Genomic DNA, 17314 nt, shown 5'->3' on the forward strand with positions numbered 1-17314 from the left:
AATCGGTCCAGTGGACCGATTGGACGCCGGCACGCGAAATTCAGGCTCAGGTGATTGCCCGACGGTCCCCTGAGTTATCCACCAGATGACGCCGGATCGGCAAGGCGTTCTCTTTCGGGGTGGTTTGCGGTAGAACGACGTATGATCAAGACAGCTGCGTTTCTCATCCCTCTTGTTGCACTTAACGCGTGTGGGACCGACGAAACTGTGTCCGGTTATGCCGACCCTGATGCAACATATCATCTGATCGAAATGGATGGGGTCACCCCGGTGGCCCCGGCCACGATCCGATTTCCAGAACAGGGACGTGTGACAGGGCAAGGGCCGTGCAATGCCTACATGGCGTCGCAGACCGTGCCTTATCCATGGTTCAACGTGGACGCCATCGCATCAACCCGCCGTGCCTGCCCTCACCTTCCGCAAGAAGCCGCCTATTTTCGCCTTTTGGAGAACATGACCCTCGCGGAAGTTACCGACACCATCCTGATCCTGTCCGACACTGAGGGCCGGATGCTGATATTTGAAGCGCGCTAGACCTGCCGCGCCAGACTATCCAGAAGCCGCGCGCGGGCTTCGGGCAGGCTGCGGTCGCCCAGTGAAGGCACCAGATGCCGGGTCAGGAAATGCCCCGTCGTGCGCAACGCCGTCAGGATTTCTGCGATGTCGGCATCCCCCTCGCCCTTCAGGACAGGTGGAAGCGGCAGCAATTTATCCGCCCAATCGCCTGCCGCATGTCGGCCCACAGCGCGGCCGGTGCGCGGAGAGACATAGATCAATTCGTCATTCCCGCCCGTGACAGCACAGGTGTCAAGTGACAGGCCAAAGCCCAACTCCTCCAACAAGGCGACTTCCCATTGCAGATAGGCCAGCGGCCAAACCTCACCCTGACCCAGCAGGTCCAACAGCTGGATCGTCCGGGTATAGAGGGGCGGATGATCCTCCCGTTCAGGCAGAACAAAGGAAAGGATCGAAGTCACCGCATTCAGCCCCGCCAAGGCCACCCTGTCAGACATGACCTGTGCGGCGCGGCTGCGAATGGGTTCGACAGTGAAGCTGCCCAAATGATCCTCAAGCCGCGCCTTCCATGTCACATCCAACTGTGCGCCGGGCTGGAGGATGGGGGCGATCTTGCGGCTGGTGCCACCGCGCACGATCCCTGCGGCACGGCCATGGGCCTGGGTGAACACCTCAATGATGGCGCTGCTTTCACCATGTTTGCGGACCTTTAACAGGGCCCCTTCATCGCGCCATTCGATCATGACAGCAGTCTAGGACAGCGACGGGTCATCTAGCAAATGACGGCCCTGCCGGTCCTCGACCTCAATGATCCAAAGGTCGGGATCAAAGCCCGATTGTTTGGCGAGTGACGCATCTACGTCCCCCTCATCCCCTTCTGCCAGAACCACCCAGGCACGGTCTCCGGTCGTCAGATCAAAGCTGCGCTGGAAGGCCTGCGCCTGTCCGTCCAATGTGTTGAGTTTCACCAGAACAGAGCCTGCGGTCGCATCGCCTTTGCGGGTCACAAACACCGGAATGTCCACAAGACGCAACCGTGTCAGATAGGCGCTGACCCAGATGTCCGTGGTCAACCGCGGCGTCATGGCGCGCGCCAGAATTCGCGAATTTTGGCCCCCGGTCTCACGAATTGCCGTCTTTGAAATCAAGGCCCATTTCGGAATACCGCTCCGACTCTTCCAGCCAGTTCGGTCGCACTTTTACTTGCAGGAACAGGTGCACCTTGCGGCCCAGAAATTCGGCCAGTTCCTCACGTGCGGCTTTGCTGATGGCTTTGATCGTCTCACCCCGGTTGCCGAGCACGATGCCTTTGTGGCCGTCGCGCATGACGTAGATAATCTGGTCGACTTTGCAGGACCCGTCTTTGCGTTCTTCCCAATTCTCGGTCTCGACCGTCAGCTGGTAGGGCAATTCCTGATGCAGCCGCAACGTCAGCTTTTCGCGCGTCATTTCTGCGGCGATCATACGCATGGGCAAATCGGCGATCTGGTCTTCGGGGTAAAGCCACGGTTCTTCGGGCATCCGTTCGGCCAGCCATTTGCGCAGATCGTCGGTGCCATGACCCTTTTCGGCAGAAATCAGGAACGTCTCAGCAAATGAAAACCGTTCGTTAAGATCTTTGGTCAGCCCCAACAACACAGGCGCTTCCACGCGGTCGATCTTGTTGATCGCCAGGGCCACCGTCCGGCCCGTGCCGACATCTTCCAGCCGTTCAAGGATCGCCTCAACCCCCTTGGTCACACCGCGATGCGCCTCGATCATCAAGACGACCACATCGGCGTCCGCGACACCGCCCCAAGCGGCAGCGACCATGGCGCGGTCCAGCCTGCGTTTGGGCTGAAACAGGCCGGGCGTGTCGACGAAAACGATCTGGCTGTCGCCTTCGATGGCCACGCCTCGGATACGTGCGCGCGTGGTCTGGACCTTATGCGTCACGATGCTGACCTTGGCCCCGACCATGCGGTTCAGCAGGGTCGACTTGCCCGCGTTGGGTTCCCCGATGAGGGCTGCAAATCCGGCGCGCTGGGTCATGTCTTGTCTCCTGTGACGCGGGCCAGAAGGGCCTTCGCGGCGGATTGTTCAGCCATACGTTTGCTGGAGGCTTGGGCCTGTTCGGCGGCACCTGATTTCAGGCGTGCCTCAATCGTAAACAGTGGCGCGTGGTCCGGCCCGTCGCGGGCGATTTCCACATAGGTGGGTGGCGGCATTCCTTGGCCCTGCGCAAATTCCTGCAAGGCGGTTTTGGGATCGCGGGCGTCCTCTTTGACATTGGTGATGCGGTCGCCCCACAGGTCAATAACCCGGTCGCGGGCGGCGTCAAAACCGGCATCGAGATAGACGGCGGCGATCACGGCCTCCATCGCGTCGGCCAGCAACGCCTCTTTGCGTCGGCCACCGGTCAGCATCTCGGATCGGCCCAGTTTCAGGACCGCCCCCAGATCAATCTGGCGGGCCACATCCGCGCAGGTTTCCTTGCGCACCAGCGCGTTAAACCGTGGGGCAAGCAGACCTTCGGCAGCATTCGGATCGGCGTTCAACAGCGCCTCGGACATGACCAGCCCCAGCACGCGGTCGCCCAGAAATTCCAGCCTTTGGTTGTCATCGCGATGGGGGGACGACATGGACGAGTGCGTGACGGAACGGATCAACAGCTCCGGCTTGGCAAAGCTGTGCCCCAGCCTGTCCTGAAAGTCGCGAAGTGGGCCGGAGAGCTTCACTCGATCCCCTTGAAGAAACGGTCGCCACGCCATGTCCAGAACGCCAGAAGAGACGTGCCCGCAGACGAGAACATAATACGGTCCGCGCGGCCGACGATGTCTTCATAGGGCACAAACCCCACGCCACCGGCCGTCTGCGCGCGGCGGCTGTCGGAGGAATTGTCACGGTTGTCGCCCATGAAGAAATACTGGCCTTCGGGCACCGTGAAAATGCCCGTGTCGTCGAGCCGCCGGTCGCCCACGTTCAGAACCGTATACTGACGGCCATCGGGCAAGGTTTCGATGAACCGCTGTTTCAGACAGTCTTCGCCGATGGGCACCGTGCCGTTGGAACAGGTCGGAAAATTAGGCGGCTGCCCGCGACGCACGAAGGGTTCCACAAACAGGTTCGCAGCCTGTTGCGGCACAGCTTCCCCGTTCAGGATGATCTGGCCGTCCTGCATGCGGATCGTATCGCCGGGAAGGCCAATCAGCCGTTTGATAAAGTCGCGTCCGGTGACAGGGTGGCGAAAAACCACAACATCGCCCCGGTCCGGTTCAGACCCGAACAGGCGGTCATTGCCGCCCTTGAACACGCCGCAGAAATCCTCGGCATCAATATCAAGGCCGACGGCAGGGATGATGATCGACGGACAGGATGCGTAGGAATAACCGTAGGCCATCTTGTTGACGAACAGAAAATCGCCGACCAGCAGGGTTTCCTTCATCGACCCTGACGGAATCCAGAACGGCTGAAACAGGAACGTGCGGAATACGCCCGCAATCAGCAGCGCGTAAACAACTGTTTTCACTGTCTCTTTAATAGATGCCCACACGGTGCGGCCTCACTTTGATACATCGTTAAATTTGGTGGTATGTGCGCGTGCCATGGCGTCGAGTCAACCCGAAGTCTGGGACGCGACGGGACGTGCCTCGATGACGACAAAGGCCTGCGCCCAAGGGTGATCATCCGTCAGGGTGACGTGAATGATCGCCTCATGTCCTGCCGGGGTCATCTGATCCAGTCGCTCTTTCGCCCAGCCGGTCACTGCCATGACGGGCTGGCCCGTGCGCAGATTGCTGACGGCCATGTCTTTCCACGAAATCCCCATGCGCAATCCTGTGCCAAGCGCCTTTGAACAGGCCTCTTTTGCGGCCCAGCGTTTGGCATAGGTGCCGGCGATGTCGCGGCGTCGTTCGGCCTTGCGTTGTTCGGTTTCGGTGAAGACCCTGTTGCGAAATCTGTCGCCGAAGCGGTCCAGTGTGCCCTGAATCCGTTCGATGTTGGCCAGATCGGTGCCGATGCCGAGGATCATTCGCCGCCCAAAGCCTGTTCAACCGTCACCTGACCCGTGGCCTGATTGACAGTGATGGTCAGAAGGGCGGAGTTCTGGAAACTTTGCTCGGGCAGGTAAATGATAGCAGGGATTGTCAGGACCAAACCACGCGCCGGATCGTAATCCGATGTGAGGTCTTCAAACACCAGTCCTGCGTAGCCCAACCCCTCATCAAGGCCCACGGTGGTGCAGGTGCGCCCGCCCACCTCATCAAAGGGTGGATGCAGCACAAGAAGGTGAAAAGCAGCGGCGGCCGGTTCGATTGTGTCCAGCAGGGCCACGCGGACTGCGCCGTTTGAAAATGTGGCGGAGTTATCCTCCCACGGCTCGACAATCGCATCCGCGCGGGCCTGCCAATCGCAGGGGACGGCGATCTGCGCGGCGGATGCCGTCGACACGAAGGTGGCAAGAAGGGTCGCGACGCTGCGCATGGGCTGGCCTTTGATCAGTTCGAACAATCCAGATCATACACGGTGATCCCGTTTTCACCACCACACAGCGCGACAAGGCGCGCGCCCAAGGCCTGATGGCGGGGATCGGTGGCATATCTTTCAAGTGCGGCCCGATCCGCAAAAGTGGCATGAAAGCCGTAGTGGCTTTGCGGGGTTTTGCCCTCTGCGTCGAAATTGGGGCCATGCGTGAACGTCTCTATGAGGTCCGTCAGCGCTGCGAGGCCGGTCATGACATCGGCCAACTCCGCCGGATCGGCGTCTTCGGCCAATGACAGGTAAACGGCGTGAAGGATCATCAATCTCTCCTAGTCCTGCAAACGGTACAGATGCAGCACGATGTCATCATGCACCCCGCCTGCATAGTCGAAACATCCGCCGCACGCTTGGTGAAAATCTGGCAAGGTCAGGCCGGGGAACCGGAACATCTGGTCATCAATGTCGGTTTGCTGTGCGCCAAAAATCACACGGTCAATCTTGGCCCAGCGCATGGCGGCCAGACACATTTCACACGGCTGACAGGACGACAGCAACGTGCAGCCGGACAGATCGCGGGTGCCAAGTGCATCTGCGGCCTGCCCAATCGTGACAATTTCCGCATGATGTGTCGGGTTGCCATCCACACGGGCGGTATTGCGCCCGCGGGTGATTTCCTCGCCGTTCCGAAGGATGGCCGCCGTGAAGGCAGGCGGGCCCTCATCCGCCCCGATCCGGGCGGCCCAGCGGTTGATCTCGGCCATGATCCGGCGTTCAAAATCGGTCGGTTGTGTCATCACCCAGACATAGGACGCGCGCGGCTGAGGGCGAGGTTAGGGCCGCGCTTCATTCATCAGGCGGCGCATTTCACCAATGGCATCGGGCAGGCCGCGAAAAATCGCTTCGCCGATCAGAAAATGGCCGATGTTCAGCTCCATCACCTCGGGAAAGGCGGCGACGGGTTTGACGGTGTCGTAGGTCAACCCGTGACCCGCGTGCACCTCAAGCCCCAGTGTATGTGCGTAGGAGGACATCTGACGCATCTTTTCAAGCTCTGCATCGCGGGTCGCGAAATCGCCTTCCGCGTGGGCATCGCAATAGGCACCGGTGTGCAGTTCAATGACCTGCGCACCGATGCGGCTGGCCGCGTCGATCTGGCGCCGGTCGGCGGCGATGAAGATGGACACACGGCACCCCGCCTCACGCAGGGGGGCGATGTAATGGGCGAGGGCATTTTCCTCACGCGCGACCTCAAGCCCGCCTTCGGTGGTGCGTTCCTCACGTTTTTCGGGAACGATGCAAACGGCATGGGGCTTATGACGCAGGGCAATCTGTTGCATTTCGGGTGTGGCGGCCATTTCAAAGTTCAACGGCACCGTCAGGGCATCCATCAGCGCGTCGATGTCCGCGTCCCCGATATGGCGTCGGTCCTCGCGCAGGTGGGCCGTGATGCCATCAGCGCCCGCCTCTTCGGCCAGTTTGGCGGCACGGACAGGATCTGGCGTATCGCCGCCGCGCGCATTCCGCACGGTCGCCACATGGTCGATGTTCACCCCAAGACGTAAATTGGACATAAGTCAGCCCTCCTTCTGGACTGAACTTAGCATTCTATTCCTGCGCGTCAGCCGGATTCTTCAACTGCGCCAGTTTTTCGCGCAGGATTTTGCGGCGGTGGTTCTGGTAGGCGCGGATCAACGGCACGCTGAGGTAGTAGCACACGCTTGCGGCGATGATGCCGGGGATGATGCCACCGATCATATAGGGGTAGAAAACGCCTTCGTAGAAGTTCGACAACCCGCGCCAATCCATCCGGTCGTGCGTGAAGATTGCCACGAAGTTCTGCCACAGGTCCTCGAACGCATTGCCGAACTGGCATCCGATCCGGCAATCCCCACCCCGTTCGGTGCCCAGCAATTCGCGGTCCATCCGTGTTCCGAGCAACCAGTGACCCGTCGCCAGCGCCGACCATGCGATCGGCAGGTATGTCAGTGGATTGCCGAAAAACGTGGCCATCAGCGAGGCCAGGATGTTGCCGCGCATGATTTTGGCCGTGCCTGCCGCGATAAAGAAATGAAGCCCGTAAAACGGGGTAAAGGACGCAAAGACGCCCGCCCAGATGCCGCGCGCGATCTTTTCGGGTGTGTCGGGCAGACGACGCACGCGGTGTTTGACGTATTGCGCCGCACGGCCCCAGCCCCCACGCGGCCACAGCATCTCGAGCGTGGCCCGCCAGAGGGGGCGTCTGTCTCTGCGTCTGAAAACCACGTGTTAGTGTCCCTGCCCTTCGGGCGTTAGCTGCGTCTTTGGACCTGTCCGGCCCGGTCGGGGTCACGATGCCGTTCAATTGTGGCAACATTGCTGTCCGCTTCGAGCGCCGTCATGACAATGTGCATATGCTCCACATCGCGCAGGTCAACCTCGATCAGCAGTCTGTAGTAATCGGGTTTGCGATCAATGAACTGCAAATCGGAGATATTGGCATCGTTCTCCCCGATCAAGGTGCAGATACGCCCCAAGACACCGGCGTCGTTCGTGATGGTCATATCCAGAGTGATCGTGTTGGAGGCCGAATGGGTCCCCTCCTGCCAATGCAGGTCGATCCAACGTTCTGTCTGGTCTTCCAGATCGGCCAGCACGTCGCAGTCAATCGCGTGCACGACCACGCCCTGACCACGGTATGTGATGCCCACAATGCGTTCGCCCGGAATGGGCTGGCAACACTGCGCACGCCTGTGGGTCTGATCGGCGTCCAGACCGATGACCGCGCGCCGCGCCTCGATCTCGGCGCCAACAGATTTGACAAGATCGGGGTAGATGGCCGACACCACATCCCGCGATGTGATCTCAGCCGATCCGACCCGTTCCAGCAGGTCATCGATATTGCCAAGCCCAAGCGCCTTGCCAGCGGTGCGCAGCGCCTTGTCCGTCGCCTTTTTGCCGACGTTTTCAAAGGAGACGCGGACCAGTTCGCGCCCCAGCCGGATAAACCGTTCGCGGTCTTCTTCGCGCAGGGCGCGGCGGATGGCGGTTTTGGCGCGGCCTGTGACGGCAATGTCGATCCATGTGGCCTGTGGTGTCTGGCCTTCGGCGGTGATCACTTCAATCGACTGGCCGTTTTTCAGCCGCGTCCACAGCGGCACGCGCAACCCGTCGACCTTGGCACCCACACAGGCATGACCGATCCGCGTATGGATCGCATAGGCGAAATCAATCGGCGTCGCCCCGCGCGGCAGTTTGATCACGTCACCCTTGGGCGTGAAACAGAACACCTGGTCCTGATACATCTCAAGCTTGACCATATCGAGGAATTCGTCGTGGTCGTGATCTTCGTCCAATCGTTCCGTCAGCTGGGCGATCCAGCGCGCGGGATCGACGGCAAAGCGGTTTTCGGTTCGGATACCATCGCGGTAGGACCAATGCGCGGCAACGCCGGCTTCGGCCACTTCGTGCATCTCGACGGTGCGGATCTGAACCTCGACCCGTTTGCCGTCGCGGCCTGACACGGTGGTGTGCAGGCTGCGGTAGCCGTTGGATTTCGGCTGGCTGATATAGTCTTTGAACCGTCCGGGAACCGCGAACCATCGTTGGTGAATGGCACCAAGGGCGGCATAACACTCCGCCTCTGTCTGGGTGATGATGCGAAACCCGTAAATGTCGGACAAGCGGCTGAAGCCCTGCTGCTTTTCCTGCATCTTGCGCCAGATCGAATAGGGCTTTTTGGCGCGTCCGTAGATGTCGCAGGCGATACCGGCCTTATCCATCTCATGTTCCATATCGACCGTGATCTTTTCGACCACGTCACCGGTTTCGCGCTGCAAGGTGATGAAACGACGGATGATGGAATTACGGCCCTCGGGATTAAGGACTCGGAACGCCAGATCCTCAAGTTCTTCGCGCATCCACTGCATACCCATGCGGCCCGCAAGCGGGGCGTAGATGTCCATGGTCTCCCGCGCCTTTTGGGCCTGCTTTTCGGGGCGCATGGATTTGATCGTGCGCATATTGTGCAGACGGTCGGCCAGTTTGACCAAAGTCACACGCAGATCGCGGGACGTGGCCATGAACAACTTTCGGAAATTTTCGGCTTGTTTGGTTTCGGACGACGACAGTTGAAGATTGGTCAGCTTGGTGACGCCATCGACAAGTTCGGCAATCTCGCGACTGAACCGTTTTTCCACATCGGCGTAAGACGCCTTGGTGTCCTCAATCGTGTCGTGCAAAAGCGCTGTGATCAGGGTGGCGTCATCCATCTGCTGTTCGGCAAGGATGCCGGCCACAGCGACGGGGTGCGTAAAGTACGGCTCACCTGAATGACGGAACTGGCCGTCGTGCATGTCCTCGCCGAAGACAAACGCATCGGCGAGCATTCTTGCATTCGTTTTCGGGTTGTAGGTGCGAACCAGCGCGATCAGATCATCAGCTGTCATGCCGGTGTCGCCATCCCTTTATTTCTGCCCTTGGGCTTCCATCAGCGCGCGAAGGAGTTTTTCCTCGCTCATGTCATCATCCGCAGGCTTGTCCGCCTCGGCAGAACCGCCACCCATCAACAGCGCCATGGAATCCTCTTCGGGTTCGTCCACTTCGATCTGGGTCTGGTTCGCTTCGATCATGCGTTCGCGCAGATCATCGGCTGTCTGGGTTTCGTCGGCGATTTCGCGCAGGGCAACGACGGGGTTCTTGTCGTTGTCGCGGTTGACCGTCAGCGCCCCACCGGAGGAGATTTCGCGGGCGCGATGGGCCGCAAGCATCACAAGTTCAAAACGGTTTGGAACCTTGTCTACGCAGTCTTCAACGGTCACGCGGGCCATGGGGCACTCCAATCAATAAATCGTCGAGGGTATCAGAACCGCGCTCATAAAGGCTTGACAGCTGGATTACAACCCGATTCCTGAGGGTTTCCTAGCCGTTGAGGGCCTTCACCGTTGCCAGTTCGTCCTGCGGACGGGCGTCACGCATTTGCCGAACTGTGCGCCCGATGACCGGGTGCGTCCAGTCCGGGGCCACATCGGCCAGCGGAACAAGGACAAAAGCCCGCTCCGCAAGACGCGGATGCGGCAGGATCAACTGATCGGGCGCTGTCAGGGCCTGCTGGTCCGGCGCGAGTTGTTGCCAATGATCCCATGTGGGCCTGTCGGGGGCGATCATCGCGCCGTGTGCGATCAAATCCAGATCAAGGGTGCGCTGGCCCCAACGAATATCGCGCGTCCGGCCAAAATCGGCCTCGATCCCGTGCAGGGCCGCAAGACAGTCCGTTGGCGTCAGATCGGTCTGAAACCCACATGCGGCGTTGACGAAATCCGGCCCCGCCCCTGCGGGGAACGCTGGCGTTTTGTAAAACGGGCTTATTTTCAAAGGTCCGAACAGCACCTGCATCCGCGCCAAAGCCGCCGTCAAAGTTGCCGCTGCGTCACCTGCCGACGACGGCGCATTGCTGCCAAGCGCCACAAGCGTCATGTCGCCAATCGCCGTTTCTTCCCCTTGAAGCATCCTTGCAATCCCTTATTTTCGGGTGCGTCCGATCAATGAACCACTCACACACATTTCCTTGGTCGGGCCCGTTTTGAAAGGACAAATTGATATGTTTTATCGGGATGAACGCCTGGCGCTGTTCATCGATGGGTCGAATTTATATGCGGCCGGAAAAGCCCTCGGGTTTGACATCGATTACAAGCTTCTCAGGCAGGAATTCATGCGTCGCGGGAAATTGCTGCGCGCATTCTACTACACCGCCCTGTTGGAAAATGACGAATATTCCCCCATCCGGCCACTGGTCGACTGGTTGAACTACAACGGGTTCACGATGGTCACGAAACCCGCCAAGGAATTTACGGATTCCATGGGACGGCGCAAGATCAAGGGCAATATGGACATCGAACTGGCCGTGGATGCCATGGAACTCGCGCCGCACGTGGATCACATCGTGATCTTCAGCGGTGATGGCGATTTCCGCCCGCTGATCGAAAGCCTGCAACGTCAGGGCGTGCGGGTGTCCGTGGTGTCCACTATTCGCAGCCAGCCGCCGATGATTGCGGATGAGCTGCGCCGCCAATGTGACAACTTCATCGAACTTGATGAATTGCGCGACGTGATCGGACGCCCGCCGCGTGAGCCGCGTCCGGATCGAGAGCCGGTCGGCGCCGACGAAGAAGAAGAATAACTGATCGGGCGCCCTGACGGGGCGCCCGTTTCCTTTGGGCGACAGTCTGGACGAGACGCCACACCGCGCTTAGGTTGGCATGGAACGGAGATACGCCCATGACCAAGCCCCCCCTCGCCCTTTATCTGGCCGCCCCGCGCGGGTTTTGTGCCGGTGTGGACCGCGCCATCAAGATCGTTGAGATGGCGTTGGAAAAGTGGGGCGCGCCCGTCTATGTGCGTCATGAAATCGTGCACAACAAATACGTGGTCGATGATCTGCGCGACAAGGGCGCGGTCTTTGTCGAAGAGCTGGATGAATGCCCTGACGACCGCCCTGTGATCTTTTCCGCCCATGGCGTGCCGAAGGCCGTGCCTGCCAAGGCGGCTGAACGCGAAATGGTCTATGTGGACGCCACCTGTCCGCTGGTCAGCAAGGTCCATATCGAGGCCCAGCGCCATGCCGACAACGGTTTGCAGATGATCATGATCGGTCATGCGGGGCACCCCGAAACGGTGGGCACCATGGGACAGTTGCCGGACGGCGATGTGTTGCTGGTGGAAACGGTGGAGGACGTGGCCACTGTCGATGTGCGCGACCCTAATAAACTGGCCTTTGTGACGCAAACCACGCTTTCCGTCGATGACACAGCAGACATCGTGGCCGCCCTGAACGCGCGGTTCCCCGCGATCGTTGGCCCGCACAAGGAAGACATCTGCTATGCCACCACCAACCGCCAAGAGGCGGTGAAGGCCGCCGCGCCGAAATGCGATGCGATGCTGGTCGTGGGCGCGCCGAATTCGTCCAATTCCCAACGGTTGGTTGAGGTCGCCCGACGTGCGGGCTGCGATTATTCCCAACTGGTCATGCGCGACACAGACATAGACTGGCGCGCGTTGGAGGGGATTTCATCGCTGGGCATCACCGCAGGCGCCTCCGCCCCCGAAGTGCTGATCAATGAGATCATCGACGCCTTCAAGGCGCGCTATGATGTGACTGTTGAGGTGGTGGAGACCGCCGTTGAGAACGTCGAATTCAAAGTCCCGCGCGTGCTACGTGAACCGGCCTGACGGGCCCGTGACCGACTACATCACATTCGAAGGCGCGGTTGAGCCGATGGAGTGGGGCAAGGCCACGTATACAGTGCTACGCATTCCAGCGGACATCGTTGAGGCACTCGGCCCGACACGCCGCGTCGAAGGCGAAATCAACGACCACCCCATCAACATGGCCCTGACCAAAGCGCCGGTCATCGACGATGTCTTTCTTTACGCGGGCAAGTCCGTCCTGCGTGAGATCGGGATTGAGCCGGGCGAGAGGATTGAGGTCCGCCTGCGGGCCGCACCCGACGATGCGGTAGATGTGCCAAGCGATGTGATCAACGCCTTGCGCTCGGCCGGATTGACCGACACATGGGGCGGGCTGACCGCTGGCAAACAACGCGGGATGTTGTATCAGGTGACGTCAGCCAAACGGGCAGAGACCCGCATCAAACGGATCGCCAAATTACTGGCAGAGGTGAAGGAGCTTTGATCTTGGACCGCGTAAGGGAAATCCCCAAATCTGCCCTGATCCTCGGGCTGGCAGGCCTGCTGCCGTTCATCTGGGGTGCCATCACGATCTACAGCCAAGGGGCTGCGGAATGGACCATGGGGCTGGTCGGCCCACGGTTCATCGGGCCCTATGTGGGGCTGGCCTATGGCACCGTGATCCTGTCTTTCATGTCCGGCGTGCTGTGGGGCTTTGCCACCAAGGCTGAGGGCGGTCAGGCCGCCACGGGGTACGCCCTGTCGGTGCTGCCCGCGCTTTGGGCGTTCTTCATGATCGGTGGGGGACCGGTGTCGGCAGGTATGAACCTGATTGCGGGTTTTGTGGCCTTGCTGGTCCTTGATTACGCATTCTGGACATGGGGGCTGGCACCGCGTTGGTGGATGACCCTGCGCACCATCCTGACGGTGGGTGTCATCCTCAGCCTGCTGCCGGTGGTCCTATGAGTGCTGATGACAAAACAATCGCCGTCTACAACGCCAAGGCGCAGGACTACGCCACGCATTTCAACAGCGGCGGCACACCGGGCAAGCACCTCAGCCGGTTTATGGATGCTGTCGCGGACGGGGGCCGCGTGTTGGATTTGGGCTGCGGCCCCGCCAACGCATCGCGTTTCATGATGGAGGCGGGTTTCGACGTGGACGCTTTGGATGCCTCGCGCGAAATGGTGCGCGTCGCGGCTGAGGTGAACGGCGTCACCGCGCGGCTGGGCACCTTTGACGATGTGACCGATGTCGCGGTCTATGACGGCGTCTGGGCGAATTTCTCCCTGCTGCATGCCCCTAAAGACAGGCTGCCGACGTACCTTTCCGCACTCGCCACGGCCCTCAAGACGAACGGTATTTTCCATATCGGCATGAAAGTCGGGGACGGCATGGCCCGTGACGGGCTGGACCGGCGGTACAGCTACGTTCAGCGCGACGAACTGGCGGGGCTTTTGGCCGATGCAGGTCTGACAGTAACGGCGACCGACGAAGGACATGAGGTCGGGCTGGCTGGCACCGATGACCCGTGGGTCGTGATGATGGCACGCAAGGATGGCTGATCTGTACGCCTACACAGACGGTGCCTGTTCCGGCAATCCCGGCCCCGGCGGCTGGGGGGCCCTGCTGATCGCCCGCGACGGCGACACTGTCGTCAAAGAACGCGAATTGTCCGGCGGAGAGGCCCGCACCACAAACAACCGGATGGAATTGCTTGCGGCAATCACGGCGCTGGAAACCCTCTCAGGGCCCAGCACCCTGACGGTCGTGACCGACAGCTCATACGTCAAAGACGGGATCACCAAGTGGATCTACAGCTGGAAGGCCAAGGGCTGGAAAAAGAAGGGCGGGGAGATCAAGAACATTGATTTGTGGCAACGTCTGGATGAAGCCCGCGCGCGCCACGATGTGACGTGGGAATGGGTCAAAGGTCACGCAGGCCATCCCGAAAACGAACGGGCCGATGAACTGGCCCGCGCAGGCATGGCCCCTTACAAGGCTGCAAAGTGACTGCACTTGCGGTCCTGGACTATGCGTCGGTCTTTATCTTCGCACTGACCGGCGCGCTTGTCGCCAGCCGCGCCCAGCTTGATCTGGTGGGCTTTGTCTTTGTGGCCTGCCTGACGGCTGTCGGCGGCGGCACAGTACGTGATGTGATCCTCGACCGGGGTGTGTTCTGGGTGGCGGAGCCGTCTTTCATCATGGTCGCAACTGCGGCTGCGTTCTTTGTTTTCTTCACCGCCCACCTTCTGGAATCCCGCCTGAAGGCGATCTTTTGGCTGGATGCCGTGGCCCTCGCCGTAGCGGTTCCCGCCGGTGTCGCGGCGGCTTTGGGCATGAATGCACTTTGGCCGGTTGTTGTGATCATGGGGGTGGCCACGGGGTGTTTCGGCGGGCTGATGCGCGATGTTGTCTGCAACGAGGTGCCGCTGGTCCTCAAACAAGGCGAACTTTACGTGACCTGCGCGCTGGCAGGTGCCGCGTCATCGCTGGCGCTATTGTCACTGGGGCAACCTTTGGGGCTGGCGTTGATCGGCTGCGCCGCGGTGACCTTCGGGCTGCGCGCGGGGTCACTGGCGTTCGGCTGGCGGCTGCCCGTCTACAAGAGCCGCCCACCCCGCCGCTAATATCAAATGAACACTACGGGCGGCGTCCACCCTTTCAACAGGTCCGACGTGGCCGCCGCACGCTTGCCGGGCCGCTGGGCCTGCAGTATCTCCACCGCCCCCTCACCACATCCCGCGACCAACTGACCGCCTTCGATTGACGTCTGACCTGCGGACAACGGCACCTCAACAGGCAGTGCTTGCAATACTTTCAATCGCTCACCATCTGCGTCTGTCCAAGCCCCAGGAAAGGGCGACAGACCGTTGATAAGACGGGCCACCGTTGTGGCATCCGCAGACCAGTCAATCCGCGCCTCGGCCTTGTCGATCTTGTGGGCATAGGTCACGCCCTCGTCTGGCTGCGGCGTGGCGGCCAACGCGTCCAGATCCGCCAAGGCATCGACGATGGCTTTCGCCCCAAGAACGCTCAACCGGTCATGCAATGCGCCCGTTGTTTCACCGGCATCAATCGCGATCTCACGGCGCAAAAGAACATCCCCCGTGTCCAGACCTGCATCCATCTGCATGATGCAGACGCCGGTCTGCGCATCCCCGGCCATGATCGCACGGTGAATAGGGGCCGCCCCCCGCCACCGTGGCAAAAGCGATGCGTGGATGTTCAAACACCCCCGCGCGGGCGCATCCAGAACCGCCTGCGGCAAGATCAGCCCATAGGCCACGACAACGGCGATATCCGCACCCAATGCCGCCAGCTTTGCCTGTTCGTCCGCGCCCTTCAAAGACACCGGGTGCCGCACCTCAAGCCCCAGCGCCTCAGCCCGCTGATGCACCGGCGTCGGCCGCTCCTTCTTGCCGCGCCCGGCGGGACGGGGGGGCTGGCAATAAACAGCGCAAATGTCATGGCCAGCCGCCACAAGTGCATCCAGAACCGGCACCGAAAATTCGGGCGTTCCCATAAAGATAATGCGCATCGCGTCCCCCTTCATCTGGCCCCCAAAAACTCCCCCCGGAGGGTCGGTCGGCCACAGCCCTACCCGTTCAGTTTGCGCGCCTTTTTCAGCAACATATCCCGTTTTGTCCGGCTCAGACGGTCAAAATACATCTTGCCGTTCAAATGATCGATCTGATGCTGCACCGACGTGGCCCAAAGCCCCACAAAATCCTGCCTGTCGTAAACTCCAGCTTCATTCAGATAGCGGATTGTCACGGCGCGGGGTCGTTCAAGTCCGGCAGAGACACCGGGCAGGTTTGGCGACGCTTCTTCATGGGCGCGCAACTCGACGGAGGCGTGCAGGATCGTGGGGTTCGCCATGCGCACAGCCTGTCCGCGCTTGTCGGATGCATCGACCACGCACACCCGCAACGGGACGCCCAATTGGGGTGCCGCAAGGCCGACACCGGGCATGGCGTCCATGGCCTCAATCATCTCATCCCACAGGGCGCGGATATCGTCTGTGATGGCGTCGACTTCGGCGGCGGGGGTGCGCAGCACTTTGGCCGGATAAGGCACGAAGGGTCTATGGGGCATAGCGGGCCTCCAGATCGGCACGAGTGGGGGCAGGCTGGTGATCAAGTATGACCTTGCCATTCAAATGATCGAATTCGTGCAGGATACAGCGCGCGAGAATACCATCGAACCCCGCCTCACGGCGATCACCGGCCCGGGTACTCCAGCGCAGCTGGATGTGGTCGGGGCGCGTGACAGACACGGGCAGATCGGGGATCGACAGGCATTGCTCCGACATCTCAGAGGCCGCGTCGCTGGTCGATACAACCTCGGGATTGATGAAAACACGCGGATCGGGGGGCCCTTCCTTCCACGTCACGTCGACCACGAACACCCGCTGCAAAACACCGATTTGCGGCGCGGCGAGGCCACGACCCTTGGCGTGATACATCGTGTCTAACAGGTCCTCGATCAGGGCTGGCAGGCTTGGGTCTGCGAGGTCCACAGGCGCGCAGACCTGCGTCAAAACGGGGTCCGGCCACATGCGGACCTCACGCTTTGCCACGTGCGATGTCCCGTTTCAGTTTCTGCATCTTGCGCGTGATCATCTGACGTTTCAGCGGTTTAAGGTAGTCGATGAACAGTTTGCCATCCAGATGGTCGATCTCGTGCTGCACGCAGGTCGCCCAGAGACCGTCGAAATCCTCCTGCACCTCTTTGCCGTCCAGATCGGTCCAGCGGACCTTGACCTGTGCGGGGCGTTCGACTTCGGCGTATTGATCGGGGATCGACAGGCATCCTTCGTCGTAAATCGACCTTGCGTCCGAAGTGGCGATAACCTCGGGGTTGATCAGGACCATCGGGCGCGGGGCCTCTCCCTCATCCTTGACGCAATCCATCACCAGCATCCGGTGCATCACGCCGACCTGCGGGGCGGCCAGACCGATGCCCGGCGCGTCATACATGGTTTCGAGCATATCATCGGCCAGCCTGCGCACCTCCGTATCAATAGAGGTCACGGGGTCGGCCTTGGCCTTCAGGCGCGGGTCGGGGTGAATAAGGATCGTGCGGCGTGTCATGGCGCCTGATGTAGGACGATCCCCGCCTGTGCGCAACACGGGTTGCACCTGCCGTCTGTGCGGCTAGCTTGGGTTACAAC

26 protein-coding genes are annotated in these 17314 nt (G+C 60.7%); 8 read left to right on the plus strand and 18 right to left on the minus strand.

Annotated elements, in window-relative coordinates:
- Positions 1–141: 141 nt before the first annotated feature.
- On the plus strand, positions 142–534 hold the full coding sequence (locus QZ653_RS04285; protein ID WP_296417913.1) for an META domain-containing protein: 393 nt from the start codon (positions 142–144) through the stop codon (positions 532–534).
- On the opposite strand, the gene recO is transcribed toward QZ653_RS04285, so the two are convergent.
- The 14 genes from recO to folK all read right to left on the minus strand — a co-directional run bounded on the left by recO (position 531) and on the right by folK (position 10461).
- Positions 531–1256, minus strand: a complete 726-nt coding sequence (recO, locus tag QZ653_RS04290; protein WP_296418152.1) for a DNA repair protein RecO — start codon at positions 1254–1256, stop codon at positions 531–533. The genes QZ653_RS04285 and recO overlap by 4 nt on opposite strands.
- 12 nt (positions 1257–1268) lie before the next feature.
- On the minus strand, positions 1269–1601 hold the full coding sequence (locus QZ653_RS04295; protein ID WP_296417915.1) for a DUF1491 family protein: 333 nt from the start codon (positions 1599–1601) through the stop codon (positions 1269–1271).
- A gap of 37 nt (positions 1602–1638) precedes the next feature.
- Positions 1639–2547: a GTPase Era gene (gene era, locus QZ653_RS04300; protein ID WP_296417918.1), complete on the minus strand. Its 909-nt coding sequence runs from the start codon at positions 2545–2547 to the stop codon at positions 1639–1641.
- Positions 2544–3233 carry a ribonuclease III gene (gene rnc, locus QZ653_RS04305; RefSeq protein ID WP_296417920.1) on the minus strand — a complete coding sequence of 230 codons (690 nt, stop codon included), beginning with the start codon at positions 3231–3233 and terminating at the stop codon, positions 2544–2546. Before rnc ends, era begins: the two co-directional genes overlap by 4 nt.
- The gene (gene lepB, locus QZ653_RS04310) at positions 3230–4048 is read right to left on the minus strand and encodes a signal peptidase I (protein WP_296417922.1); all 819 of its coding nucleotides are present in this window, start codon (positions 4046–4048) and stop codon (positions 3230–3232) included. Before lepB ends, rnc begins: the two co-directional genes overlap by 4 nt.
- Positions 4049–4111: 63 nt before the next feature.
- On the minus strand, positions 4112–4528 hold the full coding sequence (gene acpS / locus QZ653_RS04315; RefSeq protein WP_296417925.1) for a holo-ACP synthase: 417 nt from the start codon (positions 4526–4528) through the stop codon (positions 4112–4114).
- Positions 4525–4980: a hypothetical protein gene (locus tag QZ653_RS04320; protein ID WP_296417927.1), complete on the minus strand. Its 456-nt coding sequence runs from the start codon at positions 4978–4980 to the stop codon at positions 4525–4527. The genes acpS and QZ653_RS04320 overlap by 4 nt, the downstream gene beginning before the upstream one ends.
- A gap of 14 nt (positions 4981–4994) precedes the next feature.
- A complete protein-coding gene (locus tag QZ653_RS04325) occupies positions 4995–5297 on the minus strand; it encodes a Dabb family protein (protein ID WP_296417928.1) in 303 nt (100 codons plus the stop codon).
- Between the two features lie 9 nt (positions 5298–5306).
- The gene (locus QZ653_RS04330; RefSeq protein WP_296417930.1) at positions 5307–5771 is read right to left on the minus strand and encodes a nucleoside deaminase; all 465 of its coding nucleotides are present in this window, start codon (positions 5769–5771) and stop codon (positions 5307–5309) included.
- A gap of 36 nt (positions 5772–5807) precedes the next feature.
- The gene (locus tag QZ653_RS04335) at positions 5808–6548 is read right to left on the minus strand and encodes a pyridoxine 5'-phosphate synthase (RefSeq protein ID WP_296417932.1); all 741 of its coding nucleotides are present in this window, start codon (positions 6546–6548) and stop codon (positions 5808–5810) included.
- A 34-nt stretch (positions 6549–6582) separates the two neighbouring features.
- Positions 6583–7239, minus strand: a complete 657-nt coding sequence (locus tag QZ653_RS04340; protein WP_296417933.1) for a DUF2062 domain-containing protein — start codon at positions 7237–7239, stop codon at positions 6583–6585.
- Between the two features lie 26 nt (positions 7240–7265).
- Positions 7266–9401 carry a RelA/SpoT family protein gene (locus tag QZ653_RS04345; RefSeq protein ID WP_296417935.1) on the minus strand — a complete coding sequence of 712 codons (2136 nt, stop codon included), beginning with the start codon at positions 9399–9401 and terminating at the stop codon, positions 7266–7268.
- 18 nt (positions 9402–9419) lie between these two features.
- Positions 9420–9782: a DNA-directed RNA polymerase subunit omega gene (gene rpoZ, locus QZ653_RS04350; protein WP_296417936.1), complete on the minus strand. Its 363-nt coding sequence runs from the start codon at positions 9780–9782 to the stop codon at positions 9420–9422.
- Between the two features lie 91 nt (positions 9783–9873).
- The gene (folK, locus tag QZ653_RS04355) at positions 9874–10461 is read right to left on the minus strand and encodes a 2-amino-4-hydroxy-6-hydroxymethyldihydropteridine diphosphokinase (RefSeq protein ID WP_296417938.1); all 588 of its coding nucleotides are present in this window, start codon (positions 10459–10461) and stop codon (positions 9874–9876) included.
- A 91-nt stretch (positions 10462–10552) separates the two neighbouring features.
- Between folK and QZ653_RS04360 the strand changes: the two genes are divergently transcribed.
- From QZ653_RS04360 to QZ653_RS04390, 7 genes are all read left to right on the plus strand, one after another.
- On the plus strand, positions 10553–11131 hold the full coding sequence (locus QZ653_RS04360) for an NYN domain-containing protein (RefSeq protein ID WP_296417940.1): 579 nt from the start codon (positions 10553–10555) through the stop codon (positions 11129–11131).
- A 98-nt stretch (positions 11132–11229) separates the two neighbouring features.
- Positions 11230–12180 carry a 4-hydroxy-3-methylbut-2-enyl diphosphate reductase gene (gene ispH / locus QZ653_RS04365; protein ID WP_296417942.1) on the plus strand — a complete coding sequence of 317 codons (951 nt, stop codon included), beginning with the start codon at positions 11230–11232 and terminating at the stop codon, positions 12178–12180.
- Positions 12181–12187: 7 nt separating this feature from the next.
- Entirely contained in the window at positions 12188–12643 is a 456-nt protein-coding gene (locus tag QZ653_RS04370) for a YdeI/OmpD-associated family protein (protein WP_296417943.1), read from the plus strand.
- Positions 12643–13104 carry a DUF3429 domain-containing protein gene (locus QZ653_RS04375; protein ID WP_296418154.1) on the plus strand — a complete coding sequence of 154 codons (462 nt, stop codon included), beginning with the start codon at positions 12643–12645 and terminating at the stop codon, positions 13102–13104. Before QZ653_RS04370 ends, QZ653_RS04375 begins: the two co-directional genes overlap by 1 nt.
- Positions 13101–13703 carry a class I SAM-dependent DNA methyltransferase gene (locus tag QZ653_RS04380; RefSeq protein WP_296417945.1) on the plus strand — a complete coding sequence of 201 codons (603 nt, stop codon included), beginning with the start codon at positions 13101–13103 and terminating at the stop codon, positions 13701–13703. The genes QZ653_RS04375 and QZ653_RS04380 overlap by 4 nt, the downstream gene beginning before the upstream one ends.
- Positions 13696–14151, plus strand: coding sequence for a ribonuclease HI (gene rnhA / locus QZ653_RS04385; RefSeq protein ID WP_296417947.1), 456 nt, complete (start codon positions 13696–13698; stop codon positions 14149–14151). The genes QZ653_RS04380 and rnhA overlap by 8 nt, the downstream gene beginning before the upstream one ends.
- Entirely contained in the window at positions 14148–14768 is a 621-nt protein-coding gene (locus QZ653_RS04390) for a trimeric intracellular cation channel family protein (protein ID WP_296417949.1), read from the plus strand. The genes rnhA and QZ653_RS04390 overlap by 4 nt, the downstream gene beginning before the upstream one ends.
- Before the next feature lie 2 nt (positions 14769–14770).
- Here the strand turns inward: QZ653_RS04390 and fmt are convergent, their stop codons facing one another.
- From fmt to def (QZ653_RS04410), 4 genes are read right to left on the minus strand one after another with little or no spacing between them, the layout of a single operon-like run.
- Positions 14771–15679, minus strand: a complete 909-nt coding sequence (fmt, locus tag QZ653_RS04395) for a methionyl-tRNA formyltransferase (RefSeq protein ID WP_296417950.1) — start codon at positions 15677–15679, stop codon at positions 14771–14773.
- A 59-nt stretch (positions 15680–15738) separates the two neighbouring features.
- The gene (gene def / locus QZ653_RS04400; RefSeq protein WP_296417952.1) at positions 15739–16236 is read right to left on the minus strand and encodes a peptide deformylase; all 498 of its coding nucleotides are present in this window, start codon (positions 16234–16236) and stop codon (positions 15739–15741) included.
- Positions 16226–16720, minus strand: a complete 495-nt coding sequence (gene def / locus QZ653_RS04405; protein WP_296417954.1) for a peptide deformylase — start codon at positions 16718–16720, stop codon at positions 16226–16228. Before def (QZ653_RS04405) ends, def (QZ653_RS04400) begins: the two co-directional genes overlap by 11 nt.
- Positions 16707–17234: a peptide deformylase gene (gene def / locus QZ653_RS04410; RefSeq protein ID WP_296417956.1), complete on the minus strand. Its 528-nt coding sequence runs from the start codon at positions 17232–17234 to the stop codon at positions 16707–16709. Before def (QZ653_RS04410) ends, def (QZ653_RS04405) begins: the two co-directional genes overlap by 14 nt.
- Between the last annotated feature and the right edge of the window lie 80 nt (positions 17235–17314).

It is taken from the genome of Pseudooctadecabacter sp. (genome assembly GCF_020627745.1).
Lineage (GTDB): Bacteria > Pseudomonadota > Alphaproteobacteria > Rhodobacterales > Rhodobacteraceae > Octadecabacter.